Annotated in this window: 23 protein-coding genes; 8 read left to right on the top strand and 15 right to left on the bottom strand. The window is 66.5% G+C overall.

What is annotated here, in order from left to right; genetic code table 11:
• Nucleotides 1-243: 243 nt before the first annotated feature.
• Complete coding sequence (locus ACORQU_RS06990; RefSeq protein ID WP_491644128.1) at nt 244-921, top strand: DUF2306 domain-containing protein; 678 nt, start codon at nt 244-246, stop codon at nt 919-921.
• A 74-nt stretch (nt 922-995) separates the two neighbouring features.
• Here ACORQU_RS06990 and ACORQU_RS06985 read toward each other — a convergent pair whose 3' ends face one another.
• Complete coding sequence (locus tag ACORQU_RS06985; protein WP_491644127.1) at nt 996-1931, bottom strand: LysR family transcriptional regulator; 936 nt, start codon at nt 1929-1931, stop codon at nt 996-998.
• 99 nt (nt 1932-2030) lie between these two features.
• On the opposite strand from ACORQU_RS06985, the gene ACORQU_RS06980 reads away from it, so the two are divergent.
• Entirely contained in the window at nt 2031-2357 is a 327-nt protein-coding gene (locus tag ACORQU_RS06980) for a nuclear transport factor 2 family protein (protein WP_491644125.1), read from the top strand.
• Nucleotides 2357-3139 carry an SDR family oxidoreductase gene (locus tag ACORQU_RS06975; RefSeq protein WP_491644999.1) on the top strand — a complete coding sequence of 261 codons (783 nt, stop codon included), beginning with the start codon at nt 2357-2359 and terminating at the stop codon, nt 3137-3139. The genes ACORQU_RS06980 and ACORQU_RS06975 overlap by 1 nt, the downstream gene beginning before the upstream one ends.
• A 113-nt stretch (nt 3140-3252) precedes the next feature.
• Here ACORQU_RS06975 and ACORQU_RS06970 read toward each other — a convergent pair whose 3' ends face one another.
• Nucleotides 3253-3864 carry a TetR/AcrR family transcriptional regulator gene (locus ACORQU_RS06970; RefSeq protein WP_491644123.1) on the bottom strand — a complete coding sequence of 204 codons (612 nt, stop codon included), beginning with the start codon at nt 3862-3864 and terminating at the stop codon, nt 3253-3255.
• 130 nt (nt 3865-3994) lie between these two features.
• Between ACORQU_RS06970 and ACORQU_RS06965 the strand changes: the two genes are divergently transcribed.
• Both ACORQU_RS06965 and ACORQU_RS06960 read left to right on the top strand, forming a co-directional pair.
• Complete coding sequence (locus tag ACORQU_RS06965; protein WP_491644121.1) at nt 3995-4963, top strand: SDR family NAD(P)-dependent oxidoreductase; 969 nt, start codon at nt 3995-3997, stop codon at nt 4961-4963.
• Nucleotides 4964-5380: 417 nt separating this feature from the next.
• Nucleotides 5381-7246 carry a M61 family metallopeptidase gene (locus ACORQU_RS06960; protein WP_491644119.1) on the top strand — a complete coding sequence of 622 codons (1866 nt, stop codon included), beginning with the start codon at nt 5381-5383 and terminating at the stop codon, nt 7244-7246.
• 276 nt (nt 7247-7522) lie between these two features.
• Here the strand turns inward: ACORQU_RS06960 and ACORQU_RS06955 are convergent, their stop codons facing one another.
• The 7 genes from ACORQU_RS06955 to ACORQU_RS06925 form a co-directional block, all read right to left on the bottom strand.
• Nucleotides 7523-8197, bottom strand: coding sequence for an XAC0095 family protein (locus ACORQU_RS06955; RefSeq protein WP_491644117.1), 675 nt, complete (start codon nt 8195-8197; stop codon nt 7523-7525).
• Nucleotides 8198-8696: 499 nt separating this feature from the next.
• Nucleotides 8697-9095 (bottom strand): GFA family protein, encoded by a 399-nt coding sequence (locus tag ACORQU_RS06950; RefSeq protein WP_491644115.1) that lies wholly within the window; start codon nt 9093-9095, stop codon nt 8697-8699.
• A gap of 344 nt (nt 9096-9439) precedes the next feature.
• The gene (locus ACORQU_RS06945; RefSeq protein ID WP_491644113.1) at nt 9440-9550 is read right to left on the bottom strand and encodes a hypothetical protein; all 111 of its coding nucleotides are present in this window, start codon (nt 9548-9550) and stop codon (nt 9440-9442) included.
• Nucleotides 9551-9893: 343 nt separating this feature from the next.
• Complete coding sequence (locus tag ACORQU_RS06940; protein WP_491644112.1) at nt 9894-11384, bottom strand: hypothetical protein; 1491 nt, start codon at nt 11382-11384, stop codon at nt 9894-9896.
• Complete coding sequence (locus ACORQU_RS06935; protein ID WP_491644110.1) at nt 11381-12691, bottom strand: KGGVGR-motif variant AAA ATPase; 1311 nt, start codon at nt 12689-12691, stop codon at nt 11381-11383. The genes ACORQU_RS06940 and ACORQU_RS06935 overlap by 4 nt, the downstream gene beginning before the upstream one ends.
• A gap of 210 nt (nt 12692-12901) precedes the next feature.
• Complete coding sequence (locus ACORQU_RS06930) at nt 12902-13726, bottom strand: restriction endonuclease (protein ID WP_491644997.1); 825 nt, start codon at nt 13724-13726, stop codon at nt 12902-12904.
• A 127-nt stretch (nt 13727-13853) separates the two neighbouring features.
• Entirely contained in the window at nt 13854-14360 is a 507-nt protein-coding gene (locus ACORQU_RS06925) for a hypothetical protein (protein WP_491644108.1), read from the bottom strand.
• 478 nt (nt 14361-14838) lie between these two features.
• Here ACORQU_RS06925 and proB point away from each other — a divergent pair, with 478 nt between their 5' ends.
• Together proB and ACORQU_RS06915 are read left to right on the top strand one after the other, a co-directional pair.
• Complete coding sequence (proB, locus tag ACORQU_RS06920; RefSeq protein WP_491644106.1) at nt 14839-15993, top strand: glutamate 5-kinase; 1155 nt, start codon at nt 14839-14841, stop codon at nt 15991-15993.
• Between the two features lie 13 nt (nt 15994-16006).
• Entirely contained in the window at nt 16007-17290 is a 1284-nt protein-coding gene (locus ACORQU_RS06915) for a glutamate-5-semialdehyde dehydrogenase (RefSeq protein WP_491644105.1), read from the top strand.
• Nucleotides 17291-17348: 58 nt separating this feature from the next.
• On the opposite strand, the gene ACORQU_RS06910 is transcribed toward ACORQU_RS06915, so the two are convergent.
• The 5 genes from ACORQU_RS06910 to ACORQU_RS06890 all read right to left on the bottom strand — a co-directional run bounded on the left by ACORQU_RS06910 (nt 17349) and on the right by ACORQU_RS06890 (nt 23494).
• Complete coding sequence (locus ACORQU_RS06910; RefSeq protein WP_491644103.1) at nt 17349-18653, bottom strand: aminotransferase class V-fold PLP-dependent enzyme; 1305 nt, start codon at nt 18651-18653, stop codon at nt 17349-17351.
• Nucleotides 18654-18987: 334 nt separating this feature from the next.
• On the bottom strand, nt 18988-19881 hold the full coding sequence (locus tag ACORQU_RS06905; protein ID WP_491644101.1) for a type II toxin-antitoxin system RelE/ParE family toxin: 894 nt from the start codon (nt 19879-19881) through the stop codon (nt 18988-18990).
• 201 nt (nt 19882-20082) lie between these two features.
• Nucleotides 20083-21030, bottom strand: a complete 948-nt coding sequence (locus tag ACORQU_RS06900; RefSeq protein ID WP_491644099.1) for an XVIPCD domain-containing protein — start codon at nt 21028-21030, stop codon at nt 20083-20085.
• Nucleotides 21031-21066: 36 nt separating this feature from the next.
• Complete coding sequence (locus ACORQU_RS06895) at nt 21067-21474, bottom strand: hypothetical protein (RefSeq protein ID WP_271648087.1); 408 nt, start codon at nt 21472-21474, stop codon at nt 21067-21069.
• Nucleotides 21475-22087: 613 nt separating this feature from the next.
• A complete protein-coding gene (locus ACORQU_RS06890; protein WP_491644097.1) occupies nt 22088-23494 on the bottom strand; it encodes a hypothetical protein in 1407 nt (468 codons plus the stop codon).
• Between the two features lie 142 nt (nt 23495-23636).
• Between ACORQU_RS06890 and ACORQU_RS06885 the strand changes: the two genes are divergently transcribed.
• Complete coding sequence (locus ACORQU_RS06885) at nt 23637-24188, top strand: YdeI/OmpD-associated family protein (protein WP_491644095.1); 552 nt, start codon at nt 23637-23639, stop codon at nt 24186-24188.
• Nucleotides 24189-24239: 51 nt separating this feature from the next.
• Here ACORQU_RS06885 and ACORQU_RS06880 read toward each other — a convergent pair whose 3' ends face one another.
• Nucleotides 24240-24851 carry a TetR/AcrR family transcriptional regulator gene (locus tag ACORQU_RS06880; RefSeq protein WP_491644093.1) on the bottom strand — a complete coding sequence of 204 codons (612 nt, stop codon included), beginning with the start codon at nt 24849-24851 and terminating at the stop codon, nt 24240-24242.
• Nucleotides 24852-25129 lie beyond the last annotated feature (278 nt).

Here is a 25129-nt window from a genome sequence, read left to right as displayed (position 1 = left end):
GGCGCTGGATCTTCGTTGGCCATCCAGTCATGCGCGGCCTGCGCGGGGTCGCATCCCACGGTCAAAACAACGGGCTGGTACGCCTGGGTCGCCGTCCTCCGCGCGCCGCCTGAGGTCCGGGTGTGGACCATCGCGGCCGCCTTTGAACGATCTGCAAGCAAGGGCGGCAGGTCGAGCTGGCCCCCCTGCAAGGGTGCTAGCGTTGCGCCGGGCCGGCCGCGTGATGGGATGGGGGAGCGAGCAATGACATACCGAGTCGAAGCGCAGGCGCGCGGCGCACGTCGCGGGGCGAGCGTCACCGGCATGGCCGGCGTTCTGCTCTGGCTGGGCCTGGCCGTTGTCGGCGGCAGCTTCCTGCATGCGGCGTATGGGAAATACGCCTCGCCGGCGTCGCCGGCGTATGCGATGTTCGTGGCGCGGCAGGGATGGCTGTGGTGCCACCTGGCCGGGGGAAGCGTGGGCGTGTTGCTGGGACTGGTGCAGCTGCTGACCCAGCGCTGGCCGCGGCTGTGGCGTGTGCACCGCGTGTCGGGTCGCGTGTACTTCGCCGCGATGCTGGTGGCCATGGTCGGCGCGGTCGGCCTGATCGCGACCTCGCCGGCACCGATGGGCATCCGCGTGGCCTTCAGCGCAACCCAGCTGGCGTGGTTGGTCACCGGCGGTGCGGGCCTGGTGGCCATCCTGCGTCGCGACGTGGCGGCGCACCGGCGCTGGATGCTGCGCGCGTATCTGGTGACGCTGGCCCCGGCCGTGTTCCGGCTGGCGCTTGCGGCCGTGGTGGCGCAGGGTATCGCGCCATCGCCGGGCCTGATCGCGTGGATGCTGTGGGGCAGCTGGGCCGTGCCGTTGCTGGCCTATCAGGCCGGCACGTGGGCGACTGGCAGCGCTGCCCGGCGAGACGCGCGCACCGCCGCCGCCTGAGGCCGTCCGGAGCGCAGAGCTCACAAGCACCGAGGCTGAAGTGTCGAAACAGCGCGACTAGGTTGCCGAATCGATCATCGGGAAGTGCCTGGCTTCGCGGGCGCTTCATTCCCGATATCCCGATCCAGCAGGCAGTCGATAAAGGCACGCAGCGCCGGCAGCATGTAGCGCCGGCTCGAGTAGTAGAGGAACAGGCCGGGGACCGTCGGCGACCAGTCGGCCAGGACGCGCCTGAGGCGTCCGTCCTGCAGTGCTTCGGCGATGTCCGCGTCGTTGTACGCATACAGGATGCCCAGTCCCTGCAGCGCGGCGGGCACGATGATGTCCTGATGGTTGGAGATCACCTGTCCCTCGCCGAAGAACTCGATGGCCTTGTCCTTTTTCTTGAAGGGCCAGCCGGCGACCTTGCCGCTGCCGGGGAAGCGCCAGTTGATGCAGGCATGGCGGCTCAGATCCGCTGGCGTCCTGGGCTCGCCATGCCGGGCCAGGTAGTCGGGCGAAGCGACAGCGAGCAGTTCGAAGTCCGGCGTCAGCCGGACCGCCACCATGTCCTTCTGCAGTCGGCCGCCGACGCGGATGCCGGCATCGAAGCCTTCTCCGGCGATGTCGCTCAGGCCATCGTCGATGACGATGTCGAGCACGACATCGGGGTTGGCCTGCGCGAAACGCCCCAGCCGCGGCGCGAGCACGCGCTTTGCCGCCATGCTCAGCGTGTTGATGCGCAGGGTGCCTGCCACGCGTGCGCGCGTACCCACCGCCTGCGCCACGGCCTGGTCCATGTCGCGAAGCAGGGGGGCCATGCGCTCATGCAGTCGCCGGCCGGGCTCGGTCGGTGAAACGCTGCGGGTGGTGCGATTCAACAGGCGCACGCCGAGCCGGGCTTCCAGCTGGCGGATGATCTGGCTGAGCGCGGAGCGCGACAGCCCCAGGTGATCGGCGGCACGGGCGAAGCTGGCCCGGTCGACGACGGCCACGAAGGCCTTGAGTTCCGCAAACTCGGCGCCGCGCATTGTGCACTGATTCCTACATAGCCTGATCAGATCATAGGCGATTCTCTAACCTCGCCAAGCGGATCAATCTTGCGCTGCACACCCAACTGGAGCATCGCAATGAAAGACCTGGAGCTGCCCGAGCCGATCTCGGCCTACTTCGAAGCCGACCGCCAAGATGGCCAGGCGGTGGCCCACTGCTTCACCAAGACTGGCGTCGTCCTCGACGAGGGCGGCACGCACGCCGGCGCAGCCGCGATCGAAGCCTGGAAGAACGCGGCGTCCGCCAAGTACACCTACACCGCCAGGCCGCACACGCTGGAGGTCCAGGCGGGGCGCTACATCGTCACCAGCCAGGTGTCGGGAAACTTCCCGGGCAGCCCGCTGGACCTGCGCTACTCGTTCGCCCTGGAGCGCGGCAAGATCGCCTCGCTGGAGGTGGCGTGATGCACTTCGACCTCCAACTGGCAGGCAAGCGCATCGTCGTCACCGGCGGCACGCGCGGCGTCGGGGCGGCAGTGGTCGAACTGCTGTCCCAGCTCGATGCACGGGTCGTGGCGATGGCGCGCTCGACGCCGAAGACGCCTGTCGAAGGCGTCCACTACGTGGCGGCCAACCTGGCGTCGGCCGACGGCGTCCGTCAAGCGGTCGAGGCGGCACGGGAACGCCTCGGCGGCGTCGACATTCTGATCAACGTGGTGGGCGGTTCTTCGGCGCCCGCAGGAGGCTTCGCCAGGCTGGACGATGCGCAATGGGCCACGGCGCTCGACTTGAACCTGATGTCAGCCGTGCGGATGGATCGCGCCTTGCTTCCGGCGATGCTGGCGCAGGGATCCGGCGTGATCCTGCATGTGACCTCGATCCAACGCATGCTGCCGCTGCATGACGCCACGATCGCCTATGCCGCGGCGAAGGCGGCGCTGTCCACCTACAGCAAGGCGCTGTCCAAGGAAGTGACCTCCCAGGGTGTGCGCGTGGTCCGCGTCTCGCCGGGCTGGGTGGAGACGGAAGCGGCGGTCGATTTCCTCGGCGCCATCGCGGCCAATGCGGGCACCGATTACGAAGGCGCCAAGCAGAAGGTCATGGAGGCGCTGGGTGGGATTCCGTTGGGACGTCCGGCCAAGCCGAGCGAAGTGGCCGATCTCATCGCCTTCCTGGTGTCGCCCCGCGCCGAGTCCATCTCGGGGGCCGAGTACACGATCGATGGCGGGACCGTGCCGACGACGTAAACCTCCGATCGGCACTCGCGGCACCACGGCGCCGCGCGCCTCGCGGGCAGGCGCCTTGCTGGACCGCCCACCGACGGTGGGCGGCTTTCCGTTCGCAGTCGATCAGTCCGGGGTCACCGCTGATCGTCCTCGCGCACCGGTCTGTCCGAGGCATCGATGCCGGCGATCAGGAGATCGACCATGGCCCTTGCCGCCTGCTGCCCGTTCGGCCCGGCATTGACGTTGGCCACGCCGGCCAGCGCGCGGAGCAGATCCAGCGGCTCCAGGCCGAGCCGGATCGGACGGTGCTCGCCAAGTCCGTCGACCAGTCGGCGCACGGCCTGCTTGAGCTTCAGGCTCGACGAGGCGTAGACCTCGGACGCCTGGCCGCTCATGGAACCCAGCACTTCATGCATCCCGTGCTTGGCGGCGAGGTAATCCACGAACAGCAGCAACCATTCGCGCAGCGCCGTGATCGGTGGCCGACTCGCGGCCAGGCGTTCGGCCGCAGCGAGTAGCTGCGCCATCTCATTCTGGTAGACCGCCAGCACGAGCGCGTCGCGGCTGGGAAAGTGGCGGTACAGCGTTCCCGGTCCGACCCCGGCGACGCGGGCAATTTCGTCCAGGCTCGCGTTCGAACCCTTTTCGGCAAACGCCGCCTTGGCCGTTTCCAGCAGGCGAAGACGATTGCGTTCCGCGTCAGCTCGCGGTTTGCGTACCGTGGACGTCGCGCCAGTTTTGCTCATGCGGATGCCTTCCTCTTGATAAACGGAGGTTGTCTCCACATAATAAACGGAGAGCACTTCCTTTTAATTTCGTGATCAGGCTCATGGTAGCCGCGATCGCGAGCCCGCCGTCACCCACCAAGGAACCCCCATGTCGAATGTCTTCGGAGCCAAATCCACCACGGACGATGTCCTGGCCGGAAGGGATCTCAGCGGAAAGCGCGTCCTGGTCACAGGCGTGTCGGCCGGTCTGGGCGTCGAAACCGCCCGCGCCCTGGTCGCCCACGGTGCCCACGTGGTTGGCGCGGCGAGGAATCTCGCCAAGGCGAAAGAAGCCACGGCTGGCATCCACGCCCAGGCGGCGAACGGCGGGCAATTGGACTTGATCGAGCTGGACCTGGCTTCGCTGCAGAGCGTGCGGAGCTGCGCCGACGCGCTGCTGGCCGATGGCCGCCCCTTCGATGTCGTCATCGCCAACGCCGGGGTGATGCGCACGCCGTTCGGTCACACCGCCGATGGTTTCGAAACACAGTTCGGCACCAACCACCTGGGCCACTTCGTGCTGGCCAACCGGATTGCCTCGCTGATCGCGCCAGGTGGGCGCCTGATCTGCCTGTCGTCCGCCGGGCATCGCTACTCGGACGTGGATCTGGACGATCCCAACTTCGAACGGACCCCCTACGATCCGAGCGCGGCCTACGGCCGCTCCAAGACCGCGAACATCCTGTTTGCCGTCGAGTTCGATCGCCGTCACAAGGCACAAGGCGTCCGCGCAGCCGCCGTGCACCCGGGCGGCATCATGACCGAGCTCGGTCGCCACCTGGCACCCGGCGAACTTGAAGCGACGGTGGAGAAGATCAACGCGCAGTCCGCGGCCGAAGGCCATCCCCCGTTCGAGTTCAAGTCCATCCCGCAGGGGGCCGCCACCTCGGTCTGGGCCGCTTTCGTCGCCAACGCGGACGACATCGGCGGGCGATACACCGAGGACTGCCAGGTGTCGTCGGTGACCGACGGACTGATCACGCCCGGCACCCCTGGCGTCCGCTCCTACGCACTGGACCCGGAGCGTGCAAAGGCACTGTGGGCACTGAGCGAAAAGCTGGTGGGCGAACGTTTCTGACGGCTCCAAGGCGAGGGAAGCACACGGATTCATCGGCCTCGGTGCCGTCGATGACTCCAAGTCGCGGGGGCGGGTTCCATGCCCCAGCTCCCGCGCGCCCCGGGAACTGACGGCATCCCGGGAAGTCCTTCCCCACTGCCGCGACGTGATTCGCTCCCTTGAAAGTCGTTGCACGTAGGTGTGCTGAATTCACGGCTACCATGTCGCGCGTGGTCGCAATGCCCGCCGTTGCCCGGTGCGCCCTTGGCGTCTGCGCTGGCGGGTCGAGGGGGATGCCGGCATCGGCATGACCTGCGGTTTCGGCCTCACGTCGTCGTGTTTGCCTGGATGTCCGTCTTTCAGGGGTAGGTGGTGGATTCAAGAATTTGCCGGCTGTTGCGCCGGTCGATGTTGCTATGCGGGTGCTGGTTGGTCACCGTGTGCGCCGCGCACGCGCAGCTGCCGCAACCACTGCCTGATCCGCCTGCGATTCCCAGCCCGCGCGAGCAGCCGTTCGACGGCGTGATCACGCTGCAGGTCGATGCGACAGACACCGCGCACGCGCTGTTCAAGGTGCGCGAATCGATCCCGGTCTCCGCGTCCGGCCCGGCGGTGCTGCTGTATCCCCAATGGGAGCCATCGAGCCACGCGCCGAGCATCTCCGCCGCGCAGCTGGCCGGCCTGGTCGTCCGCGCCGGCCAGCAGCGGCTGGAATGGCGCCGCGATCCGCTGGATCCGCACGCGTTCCATGTGCAGGTCCCGGACCACGTCGACCGGCTGGACCTGGAGTTTGCCTACGTCACGCGCCGCAGCGATGGCCTCCTGCGCCCCGACTTCGTCAACGTGCAGTGGCAGCACATGCTGCTGTATCCGGCCGGCTGGTTTGCGCGGGACATCCCGGTGCGCGCCGGCATCACCTTGCCGCCGGGGCTGCAGGTGGTCTCCTCACTGCAGGTCGAGGGACGCAGTGGCAACGCCTACACACTGGCGCAGACCACGCTGGATCGGCTGACCGACGCGCCCCTGTTCGGCAGCCGCCAGCTGCGCACGCTCGACCTGTCCACGCCGGATTCGCCCGGGCTGCACCTGGATCTGGTGTCGCGGGACGCGGCCGCGCTGCAGGTGTCCGATGAGCAGATCGCCGCACTGCATCGACTGGTGGCGCAAACCTCGGCGGTGTTCGGCCGCGCGCCGTACCGGCACTTCGATGCGATCACTATCCTCGACGACGACGCCAGTTTCGGCGGAATCGAGCACGCCGAGTCGGCGGAGATCTACCTGCCGGCCAACTACTTTTCCGACCCGGACGCGCAGCTGGGCCTGGCCGACATGTTCGGGCATGAGCACGTGCATGCGTGGAACGGCCGTGCCCACCAGCCGGCGGACCTGTGGACGCCCACGCCCAACATGCCGATCCGCAATAGCCTGCTGTGGGTCTACGAGGGCCAGACCGAGTTCTGGGGCCGGGTCCTGGCCGCCAGAAGCGGCATGCGCAGCCGTCAGCAGGCGATCGACAACCTCGCCCTCGTGGCCGCCGAGGTCGCCGCCAGCGACGGACGGGCCTGGAAGACGCTGCGCGACACCGTCAACGATCCGCTGTATGTCACCGGCGCTTCGACGGTGTGGCCTGAGTGGCAGCGCCGCAAGGACTACTACGGCGAGGGCGTGCTGCTGTGGCTCGATGTCGAGATGACGCTGCGCGAGCGCTCGCATGGCCGCTACGGCCTCGACGACTTCGCCAGGCGCTTCTTCGCCGCTCCCCAACCCGGAAGCGGCCCGGCGACCTACACCTTCGAGGATGTCTGCGCCGCGCTCGCCGCGCTGGTGCCGATGGACTGGGCCGGCTACCTCAACGCCCGCCTGGACGCGCATGACGCCATCGTGCTGCAGGGCCTGGCGCGCGGCGGCTGGGCGCTGGTCTACGAGACGACGCCCACTGCGGCCTTCGCGCAGAGCGAGCGCGACCTGGGCGGCACCGACCTGCGCTATTCGATCGGCCTGGTCGTCGCCGATTCCGGCAAGCTGCGCTCGGTGGCGATGGACAGCCCCGGCTACAACGCCGGACTCGCCCCCGGCGCCGTGCTGACCTCGGTCAATGGCGCGACGTTCTCGCCTGCCGCACTGCGCGCGGCGGTGGCCCATTCCGCCCGACAGCCGGTTTCGCTGGGTTACACCGTCGACGGTAAAGCCCTGCAGGCCAGGCTCGACTATCACCAGGGCGCCCGCTATCCGAGCCTGGTGCGCATCCCCGGCAGCGAGGACAGGCTGTCCGCACTGCTCGCCCCGCGCCCGGCCGGCGGCTGATGCATCAAGCCTGCGCTGCGGCCGGTGATGTTGCGCGCGGCCACGCATTCGGCGGCCAACGGAGGCGCGGGTGAGGCAGAGGCGTTCACCTTTCGCCAGTGGGGTGGCTGCGCGCGCTCACTGTGGCGGGCGGGGGATTGAATTTCCTCCGTCGCCTTTGTCGCTTTGTGGCAAAACCCCGGGCCGGCTGCGAAAGCGCGGGGGCAGGTCGACGTGGCTTCAGGCCTCCCCGAAACCAGCTGACCCGCCCCCGCACCGGCGCTCGTCACAAGGCGGCTACTGATAGCTCGGCTGCGAGAGGCGCGATGCGATGCCAGCAGGCACAGGCGCCGGTGGCACCAGGTAGCTGGCAGGCACTTCGCGCACGCTGCCCAGCGGGCGCTCGGGACTGAAGCGCTGCGACGCGTAGATCTCCTCGACGATGTCATGGATCCTGCCCACATCCCGGGAGATGGCATCGCCCATCACCACCAGCGTGGCTTCTGCGTACTCGGCATGATCGGCGCAGCCGACCACGTTGCCGATGGCGCGCAGGCTTTCGAGCAGCAGATTGATCTCGTCGATCTGGTGCAGGGTGATACCGGAGAGGTAGCGCTTGCCCGTCGCCGGATGGATCAGGCCTCCCGCCTCGATGCCTGCTGCCGATGCCTCATCCGGCGCCCCGTGCGCATCGCGCTCCATCCCGGACGCGACCGCCTCCTTCCCAAGTTTGGCCGGCCAGGCAAGTGCTTCCATGACCTGGGCGATCTGTTGCTTCATCTGCCTCAGGCGCCTCGCCACCTCGCCCAGGCGCCGCGCCGCGTCTCCTTCGGCGGTGTCGTCCCTTTTTCGCGTCCGGGCCAGATTGGCCAGCTCGGCCACGTCGGTGTGCAGCTGCTTCAGCCGTCGCTGGCTGTCCTCCGGCAGGAAATAGCCGGTCGTTTCCTTATCGTGCGTATCGTGCGTCGACATGCTTGCCTCCTCGTTCCATGAAGTACCCGCACGCCGGGATGGCGACGGGAAGTCGGGAGGTTCGAAACCGCTAAGAGCCGGCGGGCGTATTCCCCCGAAGGGTGTTGTATTAGCCGCCCTCCCGACGCAGGCATCGCATCGGTTTGCACCCAGAGATCCAGGCACAAAAAACCCACCGGTTTGACGGAGGTGGGTACCGCTCTTAGAGGAGTTTCGACGCTCCTTGGTAGGAAGACTGCTACCGGTAAACGCGCGTGTCAACAGGATTCCAGCCAATCACGGTGCGCAATGTTTGAGAGGCGCGCTCGATGTAAGGGAGGCGATGCCTACGGCCCCAGCAGGCTGACTGTGGTGAGCGAAACGGCTCGCACATCAACGCATCGGCTGCTCATCTCTTTGGGTGCTGGTGCCGAGGCAGACGGCCTGCCATTCGCACCGCACCTCGCCTGCGGGAGGGATGCAGGCGCGCGCTGCGTAAATTCAGGGCAACCCGGCCGCGTTACTTCCGATCCGCTGGATGATTGACGCCGTCACTGGTGGGGACATCCGGGATGGCGAAGGGATCGATGCCCTCAAGGCACCCCACGTTGTACCCGTACAGGCCTGGGTTGGAGCGGCGCTGGTGGTGGGTGTAGATGCCGCAGTTCGAGCAGAAATAGTGCTTGGCGGTGTGCGTATTGAACTGGTAGAGCTTCAGGTGCTCGGCGCCCTTGAGGATGCGGATGCCACTCAGCGGGACCGAGGCGACAACGGCCCCTTTGCGCCTGCAAATGGAGCAATTGCAGCGGCGTGGGTCGACGATGCCGTCTGGCAGATCGAGTTCCAGCTCCACCAAGCCGCAATGACAAGAAGCCCGATGCTTGTGCTGTACCTGGACACCACCAACTTCCTTCAACACTGAGGGTCTCTCCTGTGTAGCCAATCGTCTGAACTACGCCTCGCCGCGAAGCGGGTTCGGTTTGAGTGGATGCGAGAGCCGAAGGCAGGGCGCGGGGTCTCACTTATGAAACTACACTCCGCACCTGCTTCGCTCAGTTACCGCTGTGGGTAGAAGACGCTGCATCAGCGGTCACTATAGCGGCGGTTGCAATAGCTCCGTAGGGGTTGGCCAGCACGCTCTGGCGATACTCCCTTTTCCACCGCGGCGCGCTCGGAGGTGAAGTTCTGCTCGTCCACGTTGAGGTTGGACAGGCGCTCGGCCTCAGCCCACAGCAGGGGCTGCAGTTAGTTGGCCGGGACTACTTAGAAATAGCTAGTGACATCGTCGCCGGTGGAGGCGTTGTTGGCGCCGCCCACATCCTCGGTCAGCCTATCCATCTGCTCGGCATGCATGTGTTTGGTGCTCTTGAACATCAGGTGCTCGAACGGATCCGCAGAGCCCGAGCGCCCTGCGGATCGTCCTTGGAGCCCACGTGGTACCAGACCCGCACTGTCACTGTCAGGCTGGCATGGTCCTCCACGCTGATTACCTGCAGCCCGTTGGCCAGGGGGCGCTCGTGATAGCGAACCGGCGGTACCTGCAGCTAGGCGTCACACAGCGGGGCCACCGCCAGCAAGCCGCAGAAGCCGAGCAGCGCTCTTTGTGGGAGGGGCTTCAGGAGGTTTCTGGGCGTCGCGGTGGTTCCTTTGGAAGGTTAAAGCTGAAGATTGAGTGCAGGTTTTGAGTTATGAACGTGCACCCCGGCCCCTGTTATTCTTATTTTAGTGGCTTCACGCCACCACGACGGCCCAAGCCAAATGCAATTCTATAAACATCTGGCATCTGGATTCTGCCATCGGTCAGTCGCTGAACTACGCCGAGTCCTTCTAGATCAGCCAGCACTCCTTCATAACCCTCGTCTAGCCGCTGAGGGGGGAGCTTGACGAGAGCACTGGGGTCTCCGGCCGAGTCCTGCAACTCGGACAAAACTCTAGACTTCTTCCAAATAACATTTATATCTCGCGCCGTGCATGGCACCGTTAGAACTCCCTTGAGAGGTCTCATGAGAGTATCCACCCACGGGTAATCTTCCTTTACCAGCTCATCCACCCTTACCTGTGACGCCGCTTGAACACCCACTTGGATCGCGGTGAAGTGTAGAGGAAGCTTGTGGGTTGGGAATTCGTTCTTCGTCCCGTCTGCGGCCTGCCTGAGGGCCTCCGAAAAACTTCGTGGGCTAACTTGATCTCGCCCGTCTTGTAAGTGATTTACAAGCCAAGAGTAAGGCTTGCCTCGCTTCTGACCAGTTGGTGACGCCGACATGGCTTTACCGGCGATTGCAATGAACAATTTCTCCTGCAGAATTTCATCCCCTCGCAGCACAGGGGGAATCGCCCAAAGCTTTCCAATTTTCTGATACGGAGCATTAAAACGATCCTTAACGAAAGATCGGAAGTTTGCGCCGCCACTCGGGGAATTTCCAAGGCACTGAAAAAGCAATGCGTACAAATCGACCCGCCGCCAGTTCAGTACAGTTCGCCTAGCGAGCAACTTAGATGCGTCAGGAAATCCAATAATTTCCCGATCTTCAAGCATGTCGGGCCGAACAAACATTTTAAAGCGAATCCGTCGAGTGGCACGCACGTCCAAGCCTACTTGCAACAGGCTTCGTGCCAAGGGGCGAATCTCGTCCCAAGTGTCAGCTAATCTATCCAGCGCATCAAAAAGGATCACTAAGTGCCGCCCTTTTTTCTCCAGTGCGCTGTCAATTTCCCTTAGCTGCTCGTCGAAGGTCTCTGGATTGTCGATAACCCACCTAATCTTTCCCTCCCAATTGGACTTCGAACCTGCCACGAGAGCCTTATAGGCCCCGGAAAAGCCCGCCATTTCCGCCAGTACAGCGCGCCATAACGCTCGTGGCGGCAGCTTCTTCCCGACCAGAGAAGCGATTACATCCTTGCTCGGAATTGAAGCTGACAAAGCGTCACCAAAACCGTGCTCAATTGTTACAGCATCTGACAAGTGGGCATCAGGGAAAGCTGCTGAAATGAATCCTTTATGCGTCTCAGATCCAAGCGCAGACCACCAGAAACTCTTGCCCGCGCCTCGGATTCCCTCGATCAGGGAACTGTCTGGGTCGAGCGCTTTCGCATGACTGGGCGGAACGTAGGTGTAGGCCTCATGTTGACCAACATCTAATCCCGCCCTATCAATTGAAGGGGCTGACTCCCTTATCCCAGTCCTAATTTTCTTAGCGTCAAAGTTCAAGGCTGGTCCTCGATAACGAAATCCAAAACTCGCTCAACAAAGCCACCAAACGCGAGCTTCACTTGGTGGTCAGAAAGACCTCCGCGATCATCCCGTAGCAACGGATCGTACTCTTGAAACCTTGGGTCCCAAACAATTAGTGGCGGGAAGTGGGGAGCGTACGTATCATTCAAATCAAAAGAGAACAGGCCGACTTCTGAGACAGATCCATCTACAACGTCGTATAGATGTCTACTGAAAAGATCGAAAGACTTCTCTAAGAAGCGATTGAAACCCTCTGCTCTAGCTGAATCGCCCGCCAGCGCCCTCACGATGAGCAATTTTTCGCGAACCTGCTTTAGCACCTCTGGACGAGACTGCCAATGCGCGAACAACTGACCATATCCTTCCCAGTTCTGAGGGCTGTCAATTGCGAAGAGCAGACTCACGTCTGATAAACGAGAAATAGCCACCGCGGCTACCTCGTGAAGGCCCGCCCTACTGTCAATTAGAACAAAATCAGGGCTCTCCGCGGCTTCGAGATCAGCGATCAGTCTGGATAAACGATCAGCGAATCGCTCTTCACGATCAACACCTTGGACGTCTCGATACGCACGCCCCAATTTTGCCACGTATTCGCTTTCATCCTTGCCACAAGCGGGCGCAATAAGAATTGAGCCACGCAAATCCCGTGACAGCCGACTTTCCGCAAGCATATCCCTCAAGACCAAGGATGCTTGATGGAGGCCGTCCTCGATGAGCCAATCCATGACCCCAAAGGCGGGGGCATCCCATGGATCCAACATCAAGCCAGTGACGCCAGGTGATTCCAAATCCAAATCGATAACTAAGACCTTACTTCCACGGCCTGCCAATTCGCGAGCCAGAACTGTCATTGCAGTAGAGCGACCAACCCCGCCTTTTAGTCCATGAAACACTATGCGCTTAGATGTTCGCCCGACTTTCCTAGGCTCGATGTGCAGCCAATCCCTCCCCCATGTAGGCAAATCAAGGAGCAAGAAAGGAATGTCATCTTCACATCGCGGGATATTTGTATGACACCAGCCATTGTTGAAGAATTCGTCAGGATCCGAAAAGTCGTCCCGAAACTTAATTTCTGCTCCCGAGTGGTATATGCCTATTTCTCTTTGGCAATCTCTTACAACATCCAACGCGCCATCAGGCATTTCTTCCCGTGCACAGTCCACCGCGAAAGTGATGCGGCCATCCCCCTCGCGAATTAGGCGCAAGTCCGTTGAATATTCAGCCAGTACCCTTTTAGCAGCCTCACCTGCAGTTCTAAGTGCGGGAGTAAAAAAAATAGGCATCTATTATTCCTTCTGATACCGAAAAAATGGCTTCGATCAAGATTTCATATTCTGCGGATATTTCGCACGCACTTTACACAGCGCATGACTGACCTGCCCCAAGCTAGGCATCTTCATCGCTTTCATCAGCGCCTCGAACACATCGCGTCGCTCGCGTGCCGCGCTCTGAAGATACGCGAGACCGCGGCCTTCGTGAACCGGAAAGCGGGGTTATGCGGTTCCTCTGCATCTGGGGAACTGGCTGCAGCCAAGGAAGGGTTCGCGGGTGCGGCGGTGCGTTCGCTGCACCAGCGTGCTGCCGCAGCGCGGGCAGTGTGGTTCGGTGGTGGCGATGGGCGGGGTGGCAACCAGCACCGGTTCTACGCGCAATGAAGGAGTCGGCGGAATCGCCGCGTCCTGCCGCACGGCGTGGATCATCTGCAGCAGCTGCGTGCCGCTGATCAGTTCAATTGGCTTGCCTTGGGCAAAGCGCTCGGCGTCTTGCGTGTAGGTGCCGATGCAGACGATCTTCACCGCGTGGGCCTGGTGATGGGCGAGCAGGCCGGCCATTTCGCGCACGGCGCTGACGCCGACCTGCTGGCGCTTCCATTGCTTGCATTGCACCAGGGTCCGGCGGCCGCCCTTGCGCAGGATCAGGTCGATGCCGCCATCGGCACCGCCCAGGCCGGTTTCCTCCACGGCATAGCCTTGGCGGCGGAAGGCTTCGCCCACCAGTCGCTCGAACTGGCGCCAGCCGCCTTGGCTGAGGCTTTCAAGATCGGTGCGGGTGTCGAGCAGCTTGCGGCGGTGGCGGCTACCGGCAAAGGAGGCCGCTGCGCCGATCCAGCACACGGCCAGTACCAGCCACGCCAGCGGCGCGAGCATGGCGCCCATGCCTTGATTGAAGCCTTGTGCCAGCAGCCCGCCGTGGTGACCCATCCACCAGACGAAGCCGTCGCGCACGGCGAAGAATCCGATCACGCCGAGGGCGATGCCCATCGGCCACGGCAACGCGCTGACCACCTCGATGCCGTGCTGTTTGCGTCTGCGTCCCATGCAAGAAACCCCCGTTCCCGACCGCACCATAGCCGCCGGTGACCGCGTTGTCAGCGTGCAGCACGGCACGGTGTGGCGGGGGCACGTGCGTTTGCGGTGGCCTCGCCACCGGAGGTGACGCGCTGCGTTAGCGCCCGGCGTTGTCGTCCGGCATCAGCAGCACCAGTGGGGCGCAGGCGCGGTCCGAACAGCCGAACGTGCGCACACGTTCGCCGTGGATCCAGGTGGAGGTCGCGGCCGCGTTGACCCGGTAATCCCAGGTCTGACCATCGGCGGTGAGCTGACCGCTGATGGTGCAGGGCAGTGCATAGAACGCGTCCCGGGTGCCCTCCGGATACTCGCGGCTGGCAGCGAAGAAGCGCGCCACCTCGTCGCGGTCCAGCGTCCAGGCCTTGCACGCACGCTGCAGCCCGGCATCGGTCGCGCGGCCGGGCTCGGGCGCGTAGACCGGTGCGCCGACGCTGCGCACCACGACGCTGGATCGGTTCGCGCCCGGGGCTGCCGGTGCGTCAGCGGGACGGGCCGCTGGGCTGCTGCACGCCGCCAGCAGCAGCGCCAGGCTGGCACTGCCGGCCTTCGCGTTCGCCTGCCGTGGCCTGGCAAAGCGTGTCGTCGCTGTCGAGGTGGTGGGCATTCCTGGGGTCCTGTTGTGGTCGCGCGCGGTTCCGGTGATGCGGTGGGCCGGATTGCCCTGCGAACGCGCATCGCCGTGCGCTGTGTTTCATCTTCGCTCAACGCGGTTCCCATCACCGCGCAAAGCCTTCAACCAAAGGCCTTTTGCCGCACTGCGGAAAGTCGCCGATCCCGCCGGAAACGCCTTGAAATGCCGCTTATTTCGCGATGTCGGCTTGGGTGAACAGGGCAATTCTGTTAGACTGCGCCGTCTTCGGATTCAGCCCGCGACCTTCGCTCCCATCGCCGAGCGGGTGTTCGGATCCCCACAAACCAGGCGCGCGATTGAGCCTGCTCTCGCGCCGCACTGCGCTGCTGATCTGCTTCTCCCTTCTGCCGATCGTGTGCGTACCGGGTCATCGCCCGGACACCGCAGGTCGGCTTGCGTCCGCATGTTGGGCGCGCGCATCTTTATCTTCGCAACAAAGAGGAATTGCTCGATGTCTGCTTCTGCTGTCTCCCCCCTGCCGCACCCCTTCCCCGCGCAGACCTTGGCGCCCTGGCGGCGTGCGGTGATCAAGGTGGGCAGCAGCCTGCTGACCGATGGCCGTGGCGCGCTGGGCACGCATAACGCGGCGGCGCTGGCGGCGCTGATCGCGCGCTTCCGCGCGCAGGGCCGCGAGGTGCTGCTGGTGTCCTCTGGCGCGGTGGCCGCTGGCCGCGGGCTGGTGGCGCGGCGTCGCGGCAGCCTGGTGCAGCGCCAGGCGCTGGCCTCGCTGGGGCAGACGCCGATGCTGGCGCTGTGGCAGGGCCTGGTCGACCAGCCGGTGGCGCAGGTGCTGTTGAGCCATGACGACTTGCGTAACCGCCGCCGCTACCTCAACGCGCAGGCCACGCTGCAGGAGCTGCTGCGCAGCGGCGCGCTGCCCATCGTCAACGAGAACGACACCGTGGCGGTGGACGAGCTGAAGCTGGGCGACAACGACAACCTCGCCGCGGCCGTGGCCACGCTGGTGGATGCGGACGTGCTGTTCATCGCCACCGACACCCAGGGCCTGTACACCGGCCACCCTACGCGCGATCCCAACGCGCGTCCGCTGACCCGGGTCGAGGCCATCACCCCGGAGATCATGCGCATGACCGCCGGGGGCGCAGGCGCGCTGGGCACCGGCGGCATGGCCACCAAGCTGGAAGCCGCCAGCAAGGCCGCCGCGGCCGGCATCGACACCGCGCTGTTCTGCGGCCGCGATGCCGGTGCGCTGGACGCCCTGGGCCAGGACGTGCTGCACGGCACGCTGATCCCCGCGCACGGCCCGCGCCTGCTGGCACGCAAGCTGTGGTTGCATCACCAGCCGGCCTGTCGCGGCCGCCTGCAGATCGACGCCGGCGCCTGCCGTGCCCTGGCCGAGCGTGGCGCCTCGCTGCTGCCTGGCGGCGTGGTGAACGTGGAAGGCGACTTCAGCAGCCGCGCCGTGGTGGACCTGATCGACCTGGACAACCGCCGCATCGGCCGTGGCCTGGTGCAGTACCACGCCAGCGACCTGCAGCGCATCGCCGGACGCCACAGCCAGGAGATCGAGGACGTGCTCGGCTTCCACAACGGCCGCGCCGTGGTCCGCCGCGACGACCTGGTCCTGATGGACCGCATGCACTGAACACGGAGACCCCATGACCGCACAGAACGACCGCTATATCCGCACGCTGGCCACCCGCGCCCGCGCCGCTTCCCACGCCATCGCCGCGCTGGACGCCGACCGCCGCGCCGCGCTGCTGCAGGCCATGGCCCAGGCCGTGGACGCCGGCCGCGCCGACATCCTGGCCGCCAACGCCGATGACTTGCAGCGCGCCCGCGCCGCCGGCACCACCGGTGCGATGCTCGACCGCCTGGCGCTGGACGACGCGCGCCTGGATGGCATCGTGCAGGCTATCGCCGAGGTGGCCGCGCTGCCCGATCCGGTCGGGCAGGTGACCCAGCGCCAGACCCATCCCAACGGCATGACCGTGGAGAAGGTGCGCATTCCGCTGGGGCTGATCGCGATGATCTACGAGGCGCGCCCCAACGTGACCGCCGATGCCGCCGCGCTGTGCCTGCGCGCGGGCAACGCGGTGCTGTTGCGTGGTGGCTCGGAAGCGCGCGGCAGCAACATCGCCATCGCCCGCTGCCTGCACGCGGCGCTGGCGCAGTTCGGGCTGCCGGCCGAGGCCGTGGCGCTGGTGGAAGACACCGCGCGCGAGCACGTGCTGGAACTGCTGCAGCTCACCGACCTGGTGGACCTGGCCATCCCGCGCGGTGGCGAGCGGCTGATCCGCTTCGTGGCCGAGAACGCGCGCGTGCCGGTCATCAAGCACTACAAGGGCGTGTGCCATCTGTACGTGGACGCCGCCGCCGATCCGGTCCTGGCCACGCGCCTGGCCGTGGACGGCAAGCTCTCGCGCCCGGGCGTGTGCAACGCGCTGGAGACCCTGCTGGTGCACGCGGACATCGCGCAAGACTGGTTGCCCGGCGCGCTGCAGGCGCTGGCCGCGCGCGGCGCGGAGATCCGTGGCTGCGCGCGCACTCAGGCGCTGTTCCCTGCGGCTAAGGCGGCCACCGAGGAGGACTACGACGCCGAGTACCTGGCGCCGATCCTGACGGTGCGCGTGGTCGACGCTTTGGACGACGCCATCGCCCACATCCATCGCCACACCTCCGACCACACCGAGGTGATCTGCACGCGCGACGAGGCTGCGGCCACGCGCTTCATCGGCGCCATCCGCAGCTCGGCGGTGATGGTCAACGCGTCCTCGCGCTTCAACGACGGCGGCCAGCTGGGCCTGGGCGCGGAGATCGGCATCTCCACCACCCGCCTGCACGCCTACGGCCCGATGGGCCTGGAATCGCTGACCATCGAGCGCTGGGTCGTGCGCGGACAAGGCCACGTGCGCCACGCCGAGTCCGCCGAAGCGGCGTGATCCGCAGGTCTGGTCACCGCGGCGCCTGGCGCTGACGGTGACCGGCGGCCGCCCTGGCTCACGCCGTCGCGGCGATCTTGCGCAGGGCCTCGGCCAGGGCGTGCATCTGGCTGACCGGGGTGAAGGTCTGCGGGGTCACGCGCACGTTGCAGCCGCTGGCCAGCTCCTTGCGCACCACGGTGAAGATGCCGAATTGATCCTGCAGCCGCTGCTGCAGCGCGTTCACCTGCGCCTCGCTGGTGCGCCCGCGCAGGCGCACGCCGCCCATGCCCGAGGCGTTGGCCATGCTGGCCGGGCCGAGGATTTCGATGTCGGCGTGGTCGTGGAACGCGTCCGTCCACGCCTGGCGCAGGTACTGCAGGCGCACCTGCTTGTTGGCGCCGCCCAGCGCGTGGTGGAAGGCCAACGCGTCGGGCACGGCGAGGAAGGCGGCGAAGTTGGAAGTCGCCAGGTGCACACGGTTGGCCACGTCCTCGTCACCCGCATGCTCGCCGGGGAACGGTGCCACCGCCGCGCGCGTACCCGCTCGCATGTACAGCGCGCCCACGCCGACCGGCGAGCCGATCCACTTGTGCAGGTTGAACACCGCCCAGTCCACGTCCAGGTCCGGCAGGGTGAAGTCCATCAGTCCCCAGGACTGGGCGCAGTCGCAGATCACGTGGATGCCACGCTGTCGTGCCAGCGCGGCGATGCGCTTCACCGGCAGCACCAGCCCATGCTGATTGCTGACGTGGGTCACCACCATCAGCTTGAGGTTGGGGTGCGCGTCGAAGGCGTCGCTATAGGCCTTGAGGTAGTCGGCATCGGTGCCGGTGGCCGGCAGCGCCAGGCGGTGGCCTTGCGCGCCGCGCGTGTCGGCCAGCCAGGCCATCATCTTCTGGAACTCGGGGTAGTCCACGTCGGCCCACAGCACCGCGTCGCCCTGGCCCAGACCCTGGTACTGGGTGACCAGATTGACGAAGGACTCGGTGGCGTTGCGGGTGAGCATCAGCGCGCTGGCGTCCACGCCCAGCGCCTCGGCGGTGCGCTGGCGCGCGTGCTGGAAATCGGCCGGGTAGTCGCGGCGTGCGTACCAGGACAACGCGTGGTTGACCCGATGCGTATGGCGCGCATACGCGGCCTCCACCGCGTTGGACATCTTGCCCCAGTAGCCCTGCTCGAGATTGATGATGTCCTCCTGCGCCGGATAGAGCGCGCGCACCTGCTGCCAGTGCGCCTCGTCGCGGGCCAGCACTTCGGGCGCGGCGGTGGAAGCGGGCACCTGGGCCGGCGCCGGATCGGCGCAGGTGGACAGGGCCGGGCCGGCCAGCGCGCTGCCGGCGAGCGAGGCGGAAGCCTTGAGGAAGGTCCTGCGATGGGTCATGTGGGGGAGGGCGCTGCGGGGGTTCTCGAACGTAGCAGCCGGTGGTGACCGCCGCCAGCGCGTCCGCGCCTGACGGCGCGGGGCATCGCGCATCGGCGACGCCAACGCGGGCGTTACGGACGCGAGTGCGTGGAAAAGATCGCGTGCGACAGCGGCCTTTCGCACGGTGGGCCTTCTTCATGCCCGACGTGGGTAGCGCGATCGGAGGGGCACGCCAGGTCCGCGCGGCGGCGCGGTATCGTTGTTTCGCCGCGCTTCGTGGTCGCGCCCGAACGGTGGCAGGCGCGTGGACGACTGGGCGCCGGTGACGAACTCCGCGCGCGCCGGCGTGTCGTCAGCGATACGGGCCCGGTCCCTTCCAGACCAGATCGCCATGGTGGTAAACGCGCAGCATGTTGATGATCTGCCGCGACTCGCCGATGTTCGCCAGCTCGGGGGAATCCGGCGGCAGCGCCCGGCACGCGCCCGAGCCGTGCTTGAGCACGATGTCCAGCGGGCAGACCATCAGATATTCGGTGCCGGGCAGGGGGATGGCGAACTCCTTCATGCCCTGCGCCATCCAGGCGCGCACGCGATCCTCGCTGCGCGTCTCGTAGATCGCGTGATAGCCACCGACCTGCAGGCTGGGGCCGTTGTCGCCGGTGTCGCGCCCGCTGCCCTGGCGCACCGCCGGGCTGTCGTCCCAGCCGGCGTTGACCGGCGCGCTGTCCTGGGCGATGTAGCCCGGCGGGTGACCCCAGGTGGGGGAGCGGCGCCCGGTCGGCGGCGGATTGGAAGGCGGGGTCTGTGAGGGCTGCGGTGCCTCGCGCGGCTGCTCGGGCGTGGGGGCCTGCTCGCTGGTCGCGGTGCTGGGTGGTGCGTCCTGCTGGACCAGCAGGGGATTGTCGGAGCGGTCGGTGCGCGTGGTCTGCAGGCGCGAGGCGGCCGGCGGCGTGCGTGCCACGCGCGGCTTGGCCGGGCGCGGTGTGGGGGGCGTCTTGGCGCGCGAGGGCGGTGGGCTGGGCGGGGCGGTGTCCGCCGGCGCGGTCGAGTCACCGATGAAGTCCACGCGCATGCGTCCGCCGGCCGGTGCGCCCTGGCTGGTCTCCACGGTCGGTGGGTTGGAATGCAGCAGCACCAGCAGCATCAGCAGATGCAGCAGCAGGCTCAGCAGCGCGCCGATCCACGACTGCAGGCGTTCGCTCCAGGGCTGGGCCCGCTGTTCCGCGGGGATCGACGCGTCGCTCATGCCGTCGGGGCGTCGATGGTGCGGGACTTCATGCGGGCTCTGCGGGGGTGAAGCCGGTGGGGTGTGCGCATCGTAACGCGCCCGCGGGCCGGTTCCGTTTGCAGGCGATGACAAGGCGAACCGCGCCGGCCGGGACATTCAGCCAGGACGCAGGTGGTCCGGGCAATCGTCCGGTGCGCAGGATCGCGCGAACCTCCGCGGTTACCTGCCCAGCGCGGACGGGGTCTGAAGCGACTGCGTGGGGGCCTGTGTCTCGGTCGCCAGTGCCTGGCTGCGTGCCAGTGATTCGGGCAGCGTTGGAGGCGGCTGGGTCAGGTCCGCCCTGATCCGCAGGCCCGGGTCTTGCGCGGAGTAGACCCAGGCGATGTCCTGGTGCACCGCGGCCTGTGCGTGCTCGGGCCTGAGGCCCTCGCGCTGTGCCTTCACTGCGCTGTCCAGGACATGCGCATCGGACACCGAATCAGGCAACTGTTCGCGCAGGGTCTTGAACATCGGCGCGGCCGGGTGGTCGCGGTCCAGCGGTTGGACCGGTGCGACGGGCGCGGGAATCTGCCCGGTGCTGCGCAGCCAGGGCACCACCGCCGTGTCGTAATGGCTTCCGTAGTAGTCCCGGTAGTCGCCGGCCGGGGCGACCGAAGGGTGCTCGTTGCCAAAGGCGGTGGCGATGCGCGAGAGCGCGGTCTCGCGGTCGATCGTGCCTGCGGCATGCTCCCCGGCGATGGTGGCGTAGGTGGCCGCGTTGGCGCCGGCGATGCCGATGTCGGGCCCGCCGGCAGCCCGGATCTCGTCGCGCACCACCGCGTTGCTCAGCGTGGCGGTGGCCTCGTCGCGCAGCGACCGGGTGATGTAGGCATCGCGCGAGCTGTAATCCTCCGGCTCGTTGAAGCGGTGATGCCCGCACTCATGGGACAGGGACTGGGCAATGCTGTCGCCGTGCCCCATCTGCCCGCGGTCAATGACGATGCGGGTATTGGGCGCATCGTAGTAGGTGCCGCCGCCGGCGGTGCCCCACTCCACGGTGAAGCCGTCGTGCCGCAGCTGCTGCAGTTCCTGTTGCAGCGTGGCCGACTGCTGCATCAGGGGGACCAGGCTCGGGTCCTGCAGCGGGGTCGCCGGCGCGGGCGGATTGGGAGGGGTCGGGTCGGCCATGGTGCAGGTCCTTTGCAGCCTGGGAAGCGATCGGAATCAGTGTTGGCGGATGGAGAGCTGGACCAAGTGCTGTTGCGCCGCATCCAGCCCCAGGATCACCGTGGCCTCGCCCTCATGGGCTTCCCAGTAGGCCGTGGAGCCCGGCGCGTTGGGGCGTGGCGGCTTGGGCATCGCGCCGGGCCACTGGGCTCCATCGAACGGCACCTCGCCCGCTTCGAAGGACAGCAGCAGGACGCGCGCGCCCTGGCCATCGGCGCTGGTCCGCACCGTGATGTCATGGACGGGCAGTCCCGCGAGCCGGCCCTGCGCGGCTTGTCGGATCCGCCAGCCATCCTGCTCGGAGGTGGGCCCCAGGGCGCTGCCCAGCAGGGCATCCAGGCGCTGGGCGTCGTCGAAGGGGGTGGCGATCAAGCGATCCACATCCTGTTTGATGCGTTCGATCACGGCAGTGCTCCTGCTCGAAGTGGGGGTGGCCGGGGCGGCCGGCGGTTGAACGGGCGAAGTCGCACATGCGGACACCGTGCACGCGACGGCGAGTGTCAGGGCACGGGCGGCGACGGGGAAAGCGGGGTTCATCCTGGATCCGCAGTGCTTTCGAAGGGCCCGAATCTAGAAGATTGGCTGGCCCGTGTAAAAGCCCACGCGCGGAACCGTGATGGAATGCGCAGGCGTTTGAGGCCGGGGCGCGGCGCCATTCCTATGCGCCGCCGCACTCGGCCAGCAGCGGCGCGGGCGTCGGCGCACAGGCGCCGGCACCCTCGTAACGATGCGCTCCGGCCGGCCGGTTTGGCCAAAGAGGCAAGGGCGGCCACGCGGGTGGGCGCGCCAGCAGGGCCGGATTGAACATGTCCCCGCGCGGCTTGGCCGCCCACCACGCCCACCCGCGCGCTGCTGTTGATGGCGTCGGCTCGGTGATGGCCGGCAGGGGCGGTCCAGGCGCGCGCCAGATCAGCGAGGAAAGCACCCCCGGCTGGCCGACACCGCCCGCCCAATGTGGCCGCGCTGGCCTGCAGCATCTGGACTACCCGGGGCGTTTGTTGCCGTGGCGAAGCGCGGTTCAGGCGTCTGCGACCGCCGGGGCCGGCGGGGATTGTGCCGACGCGCCAACATCCGGGTCGTACCAGAAGGGGATGGCATAGTCGCGCCTGCGCAGCACGCCACGCTCGCTGCCCTCTGAATTCCATCGCAGGTGCAGGTCGTGTCGGCCGGGTGCCTTGCCCTGCAGGTCGAGGTAACCCACCAAGCCGCGCATGCCCAGATCGCGACGCTCCATCGGCACGAAGTCTGACAGCGCGACCGGTTGGCCATCGAGCGTCACGGTCCAGATGCTCGCCATGCAGGCAACGGCCGCATCGGCCGCTGCGCGGTCGGTTGCGATGTTGTCGCCATGGTCGACGCATACGGTCTGCGCCAGTGCATTGTCCAGACGCGGACGATGTGGAATGAACAGCCGCAGCCGCGCCTGCTCGATCCGGTCGGAGGGAATCAACGGATAACGCAGCATCGCATCGTCCGGCGTGCGCATGGATTCGTAATGCGCGCTGAGCATGCCGTGGTCGACCGCTTCGCTGGTGACGACGCGATAGCGGCTGAGGAGCGAGAAGCTGGTCGAGGAGACGATCTGGAGGCCGCCGATCGTCATGGCCAAGAAGATCACCAGCAGATACACCGTATTGAAGCCGACACTGCCCATGTTGCTCTGCAGGGTGAACTGGACCGGTCCGCCCAGGCGCTGCAGGGTCACCGCTGAGAACACGCGCAGCAGGCGGTTCATCGCGAGCTCGAGCCCCTGGGCAGGTTGACGGCGCCGGGCGCGGCGCATCATCAGCTTGTCGAGCGCGAAGATCGCCATGCCGCCCACCAGGAAGGCGACGTAAGGGACCGCGAAGGCGATGAAGGTCGCACGTTCGCTGTCTTCGAACAGCAGACCGATCAGCGATGCGGGGATCAGCAGCGACAGGCCGATCACCCCGATCCACGTCAGCGTCAAGGCCAGCAGGATGGTCATGGCGAACAGCACCGAGGCGGTGCGGTCCACGCGGTCGATCGTCTCGCCCAGCTCGCCAATCATGCTGCGATAGAAGCGTTGGGAACCGGCGCCCATCGACGACAGCCGCTCCCAGCGGATGCCGGAGGGAAAGTGCGACTTCAACCCGACCAGGCCGACCCAGTAGCCGCGGATCGCCAGGTGCACCACGAAGGCCGAGCCCAGGGCATAGGACAGGCCGACGCCGATATTGAAAGCGAACTGCAGCACGTACCAGGTCGCGCCGTCGGCGTGCAGCTCGCTGCCGACCCAGGCCTGGAACAGGTGCGTCGGCAAAGTCAGCAGGGCGAAAGCGAGCAGACCGGAGATCAGTAGCTCCAATTCGTCAGTTCGCTCGCGCAGACGCTCGAAGCTGATACGGCGGCCCGCAGGCATGGCGTTTTCGCCCTGTGGCGCGGCCTGGTCGATGTCGTTCATCCTGAATGCCCCTGTCTCCCCGCGCCGGAGTGTAGGGGCACCGCCACGTCATCGCCTAGATCGGGGCGGCGGGGGACCCACATTGGCGGACGCACGACGGGCGCTGCTAACGTGTGCGCCTGTCTTCCTCAACGGGCGTGTCATGGGCCGGGCATCGGGCATGGTGAGCTTCAGGGCCAGGTTGCTGCGGCCGGCCGCACCGGACGGTGCAACGTGGTGCTTCCTGCTGGTGCCTGCGGCGGCCAGTGCGAAGCTGCCGGCGCGTGGGATGGTGACCGTGGACGGGACGCTGGCCGGTACGCCGTTCCAGGCCACGCTGCTGCCGGACGGGCAGGGCAGCCATTGGCTCAAGGTCGAGGACGCGCTGGCGCAGGACGCCGGGGTGGCGGCGGGCCAGACCGTGGCGGTGGCGATGACGCCGGTCGCCGAGGAGCCCGAGCCGGTCGTGCCCTCGGATCTGCGTGAGGCGCTGGAAGACCACGTGGTCGCACGTGCGACCTGGGACGACATCACCGCCGTGGCGCGGCGCGACTGGATCTTCTGGATCACTTCGGGCAAGCGGACCGAAACCCGCATCAAGCGCGTCGGCGTGGCGATCGACAAGCTGGCCAAGGGCAACCGCCGTGCGTGCTGCTTCGACCGCTCCGGGATGTACGACAAGAGCCAGCACGCGCCGAAGGCGGCGCTCGATTGAACGGGCGCGTCGGCGTTGCGGGCAGCATCGGCTCGCGTCGCTCGGCACCCGTTACGCGCCGCGTGACGCGTCCCAGGCCGACATGATCGCGGTGACGGCAAGATCCATGACCGGATAACGGACGCCATCGCGGGCCAGGGTCGACAGGCCCAGCAGGAAGGCGTCGAACACGCTGGCCAGGGCGCGCGCGTCGGTCCCGGCACGCAACTCGCCGCTGTCGATACCCCGCTGGACGCAGGCGGTGATGCCAGCGCGTGTCCGCGCGCGCGAGCGTGCCAACGGCGCGGTGACCGATGCGTCCTCGCTGGGCGCACTCATGACGCCCAGGCCGACCATGCAGCCCTTTGGGTGGCCGCGTTCGCACTGCATCCGGGCCGAGCTGCGCAATGCGGTCTCTAGCGCATCGCGCGGGTCCAGTCGCGTATCCCACAGGCATTCGGTGACCTGGGCGAAGGTGGCCAGGTAGCGCTGCACGCACTCCTGGAACAGCGCCTGCTTGGAGCCGAAGGCTGCGTAGAAGCTGGGCGCCGAGATACCCGCACCGATGGCGCCTTTCAGCTGGCTCAACGAGGTCGATTCGTACCCGTGCTGCCAGAAGATATGCATCGCCTGTTCGACCGCCTGGTCCCGATCGAAACCGCGCGGACGTCCCATCACTGCCATGTCACGCTCCACGAAGGCCACATTAGTTAAATACTAATCGGTACAGATCTCGTTGACAACGCGTCGAGTGCCGACTAATTTACCGTTCGATACATAAGTGCGGCTGGCCCCAGTCAGTGCGCTCCCCTCAAGCGCCAACGCATGCCGCTTTCGACCGTCCGGCGATCTGCATTGGATTCGCCAAAATATGGATCGATCGATACACATGTCGCCAGATGGCATGGCATGCACGGCTCCAAGCCCTTACGACCAGGATCTCCATGAAGACATCGGCACCG

The organism is Pseudoxanthomonas sp. JC1303, assembly GCF_058448525.1.
This window is presented reverse-complemented; position numbering and strand designations above follow the sequence as displayed.